Annotated in this window: 4 protein-coding genes and 1 pseudogene; 3 read left to right on the top strand and 2 right to left on the bottom strand. The window is 35.0% G+C overall.

Features of this window, described 5'->3' with window-relative positions:
* Positions 1–222: pseudogene (locus AAC037_RS20385) on the bottom strand (low molecular weight phosphotyrosine protein phosphatase); the annotation flags it as partial.
* Between the two features lie 169 nt (positions 223–391).
* Here AAC037_RS20385 and AAC037_RS20380 point away from each other — a divergent pair.
* On the top strand, positions 392–805 hold the full coding sequence (locus AAC037_RS20380) for a transcriptional repressor (RefSeq protein ID WP_339905199.1): 414 nt from the start codon (positions 392–394) through the stop codon (positions 803–805).
* Between the two features lie 49 nt (positions 806–854).
* A complete protein-coding gene (locus AAC037_RS20375) occupies positions 855–1,484 on the top strand; it encodes a peroxiredoxin (RefSeq protein ID WP_014019877.1) in 630 nt (209 codons plus the stop codon).
* 181 nt (positions 1,485–1,665) lie between these two features.
* Here AAC037_RS20375 and AAC037_RS20370 read toward each other — a convergent pair whose 3' ends face one another.
* Positions 1,666–2,646 (bottom strand): GAF domain-containing protein, encoded by a 981-nt coding sequence (locus AAC037_RS20370; RefSeq protein WP_339905197.1) that lies wholly within the window; start codon positions 2,644–2,646, stop codon positions 1,666–1,668.
* A gap of 659 nt (positions 2,647–3,305) precedes the next feature.
* Between AAC037_RS20370 and AAC037_RS20365 the strand changes: the two genes are divergently transcribed.
* The coding region (locus tag AAC037_RS20365) for an HAD-IC family P-type ATPase (RefSeq protein ID WP_339905195.1) at positions 3,306–4,474 on the top strand (1,169 nt) is incomplete at its 3' end.

Raw genomic sequence — 4,474 nt, 5'->3', positions numbered from 1 at the left:
GTTAAGCTGTCTTCCACGGTGGCATATTTTGATGCCGTTTTTTGAAGCTGAGGCCATGGTCCTCTCATCCGGCAATTCTCCTATGTGATAATCTGAAGTTCCGCAGCTATCACAACTAAGAAAATTTTCATAACCTTTTTCTTTGATTTTATGATTGAAAAGCGCCTCGGCCAATGGTGAGCGGCAAATGTTACCTAAGCATATAAACAATACTTTTATCATAAAACGATCAGTTTCTGTATTTTGTCTGCGTTCCGCAGGGTTTAATAGGATGTGGTTAGATTATTAAAAGGTTAAATTACGGAAATCAATGCACTATACATATGAATTTCATAAAATATTCCCTACCTTTGCACAATGAATCCTAAACAGGAATTATTCCTATCTAAAAATGAATGTTGATAGACTAAAGGAGAAGATTACTTCAAAGGGCATGAAATTTACTCACCAACGATTGGTGATTTATCGTTCTTTGTGTAATTCTCAAGATCATCCTACTGCTGAAATGGTTTACAATCAGATTACTGAAGAGAATCCAAGTATCTCAATGGGTACAGTTTACAAAACCTTAGAAAGCTTTGTAAATGCAGGGATTTTGCAAAAATTCAGGGATGACCAGGGTTTGATGCGATTCGATCCTGTAATGGAGACGCACAGTCATCTATATTGTAACGATAGCAGTGACATTCGAGATTATAAAAACCCTGATTTGGAGGAATTGCTACATACTTTTTTTAAAGAGAACCAAATTGATGGTTTTGAGGTTGAAGAAGTATCGTTGGTAATTAAGGGAAAAACAAAATAAATTTCTTTTAATATCATTAAATTATCTATAAACAATTAAATTTTATTTTATGTCATTAGTTGGAAAAAAAGCACCTTTATTTAGCGTACCTGCTGTAATTGATGGAGAAGAAATAGTGGAAGATTTCTCTTTAGAGCAATTCATCGGTAAAAAAGATGTTATTTTCTTTTTCTATCCAAAAGATTTCACATTTGTATGTCCTACTGAAATTCTTGCATTCCAAGAGAAATTGGAAGAATTTGAGAAAAGAGGCGTTGCGGTAATTGGCGCTTCTTGTGATACAGAAGAATCTCATCTTGCATGGTTAAACACACCAAAAGCAGAAGGTGGAATCCAAGGAGTAACTTATCCGATCATTGCAGATCCGGTAAAAACTGTAGCCCATAACTTTGGTGTCCTTGCAGGTGACTGGAACTACAATGAAGAAGGAGAACTTACTTATCAAGGTTTACCAGTGGCCTACAGAGCTACTTTCCTTATAGATAAAGAAGGAACAGTTAGACATGAAACGGTAAACGACCTTCCTTTGGGAAGAAATATCGACGAAATGTTGCGTCTAATTGATGCTTTAAGACATGTTGAAAAATATGGTGAAGTTTGTCCTGCAAACTGGGAAGAAGGTAAAGAGGCAATGAGCGCAACCAGAGAAGGTGTGGCTTCTTATTTGTCAAAAAACTAAACAAGCCCCCTCATTAATTAATGGAAACCCTGCCAATTGGCAGGGTTTTTTTATTTCTTCAGCGTGTTGAATTTTTTTCTTTTTTCGTTGTAAATGGTGTACAACTCGCGTGTAAAACTGTCCAGTTCCAAAGATACTGATTTTATTTGCTCCACATATTCACGTAACTCTGCCTTTTTAATTACCTTTTCGGTATGATCAATTCCGTCAACCCTAAAAGACTGGTAACCGGTTTCCTCAATACATGAGAAATATCAAAGGATATTTGTTCCATTGCTTTTTCCAGTTCCACACGGTTGTTTATGTCTTGAAAACATCCGTACAATAATACACTTCCATCCTTTGTTTTCTTTGCCTGGGCAGTCACAAAATGCCATCTATATTCTTCTTTTGATTTGAAGCGGTATTCTGTATACAGCGGTTTCAAGGTATTGAAAGAATTCGATAAATTTTTTCTAAGGTTTTCCTTGTCTTCAGGGTGTACCAAAGCAAAACCTAATTCAGGAGAGCTTTGTAATTTATCATAGCTTATGCCTAATTGTAAATGTTTAAAGCCCTTGTTTAAAAACTCAAAGCTTAACTTACCTTGAGCATCTTTTTTTAATAAAAAGATTCCGATTGGTACATTGTCTGTAAGCCTTTTTAACTCTTCCGCATTGGATTCAATCTTATTCCGTTGTTCCAGAATTAGTTTTCTATGGTTGAGGTGGTCCATGGCTTTTTTTGCCAAGGCCAATAATGCTTTCCTATGATTGGTTGAAATTTCCCGGGGTTTTTGGTCCAAAACACACAATGTACCCAATACATTTCCACTTGGTGTTGCCAGGGGTGCACCGGCATAAAAACGGATTTTTGGATTTCCTTGAAGAAATGAATTGTCTTTAAACCGCGTGTCTTTGGTTAGATCATTGACAATCATTACCTCATTAGGATTATTGAGGGCGTATTGACAGAAAGAATCTTTTCTACTGGTTTTGTTGAAGTTTAGCCCGGAATTTACTGTTAACCATTGCGCATCCTTGTCTATAATTGTTATAAAGGAAAATGGAACATCACAGATTAATTTTGCAATATTAGCCAACTCATCCAGTTCTTTTATCGGAGTTGTATCTACCACTTGATATGAATCAAGTTCTTTTAATCTGTCTTCTTCATTTACCATTAGGGTAAAATATTTTTAGGTTAATAGGGGAATATTGGGCAAATTAAATTATAAACAAGGCTATATTGTCAAACTATAATCTTTTTACATATTAATTATTTTAAGTTAAAATTATATATTTTAATGAAAATTTTTACACCCAATTATTTGTATGGTAATATTTATTTTAATTATGTGAATATGTTGTGTAGTGCTACTTGATACATTGAAAATAAGCAAGTTATCGTTAATAAACTAATGTATTAAAACAATTTGTAGTTTACAATTATTTATAATATAAATATTGGTGTTAAATTCTATTAATTTCAATATCCTTATCAGGATAGGTGTTTCTTATGATAAATTAATTCCTGCATTAAAGCGCCTACTTCACTGCCGAATAGAATCATTCAACTCGGACTTAATGTAGAAAAAATGACCTATTTTATCTTAATATTTTTAATTTTCTTATTCTATAATTAGTCTATAAATTTTTATTGAGGTATTTTATAGATTGTCTTTATTTAAATTTTTTAAAACAACTATCTTAATTTAATCGGTTTTAGTGACAATTCAGTAATGATTAGCACAAACACTACCAGTCTTTCATGCAGAATTAACTTTGCAAATAAAATGCATCTTGATTTAATGTACCTTTGAAAAAACTGAATCATGAATCAATGGCACCTAAATCAGTAGATCATTCTTGTTGCGAAAGTGAAAGTGGTTGTGGGGCAGAAACCAACCCAAAAAATTCAAAACGAAGCTTTTGGCAATCCACATGGATTCCCAGTGTTCTTTGCTTTGTAATATTATTCACGGCCATTTTGGCCGAAGAGCAGATTCCTTTTAATGTGTTAGGTGTCAATGGTTGGTTGTTTATTTACCTTTTAGCCTATTCATTTGTAGGGTTTCCGGTATTGAAAACCGCATGGAAACTTATACGCAAAGGAGAGGTTTTCACTGAATTCTTTTTGATGGGAATAGCAACCATTGGCGCTTTTGCCATAGGAGAATATCCAGAAGGAGTGGCTGTGATGCTTTTTTATACCATTGGTGAGTTACTTCAACACCGTGCAGTAAGCAAAGCAAAGGGCAATATTCAGGCACTTTTGGACATCAGGCCTGAGCGTGCTCGGGTAATTAAAGCCGGAAATTCTAGCTTGGTTAAACCTGAAGATGTAGCGTCCGGGGAAATAATAGAAGTCAGGGCCGGGGAAAAGGTTCCTTTGGATGCCCAATTGTTAAGTAATGGGGGAACTTTCAATACTGCAGCACTTACAGGTGAAAGTTTGCCTTCAGAAATCAAAAAAGGGGACGAGGTTTTGGCTGGTATGGTTAACCTTCAGGATTTAATAAGTTTACGTGTATTGAGGCCTTTTAAAGATAGTTCTTTACAAAGGATTATTTCTACCGTACAAGAAGCCACATCAAAGAAAGCAAAAACGGAACAATTTATTCGCAAATTTGCTAAAGTCTATACACCTATTGTCACTTATATGGCCCTTGCTTTGGTCATTGTTCCGTATTTTATATTAGAAGATTATTCATTCAAAGATTGGCTCTATCGGGCATTGGTATTCCTGGTAATTTCCTGTCCTTGTGCTTTGGTAATTTCTATTCCTTTAGGTTATTTTGGAGGGATAGGTGCGGCTTCCAGAAAAGGGATTTTATTCAAAGGATCCAATTTTTTGGATAGCATTACTAGTATCAATACCGTTTTGTTTGACAAAACAGGTACTTTGACAAGTGGAATTTTCTCCGTTGAAAAAGTGGAAAGTCTTCCCAATGCTTCTGCCGATTGGACAGAGTTGGCAGCTTCTGTGGAAGCCAATACCAACCATCCAAT

The sequence above is a fragment of the uncultured Cyclobacterium sp. genome, assembly GCF_963976465.1.
GTDB lineage: Bacteria > Bacteroidota > Bacteroidia > Cytophagales > Cyclobacteriaceae > Cyclobacterium.
The sequence above is the reverse complement of the archived record's forward strand: the minus strand, read 5'-3'. Positions and strand labels throughout refer to the sequence as shown.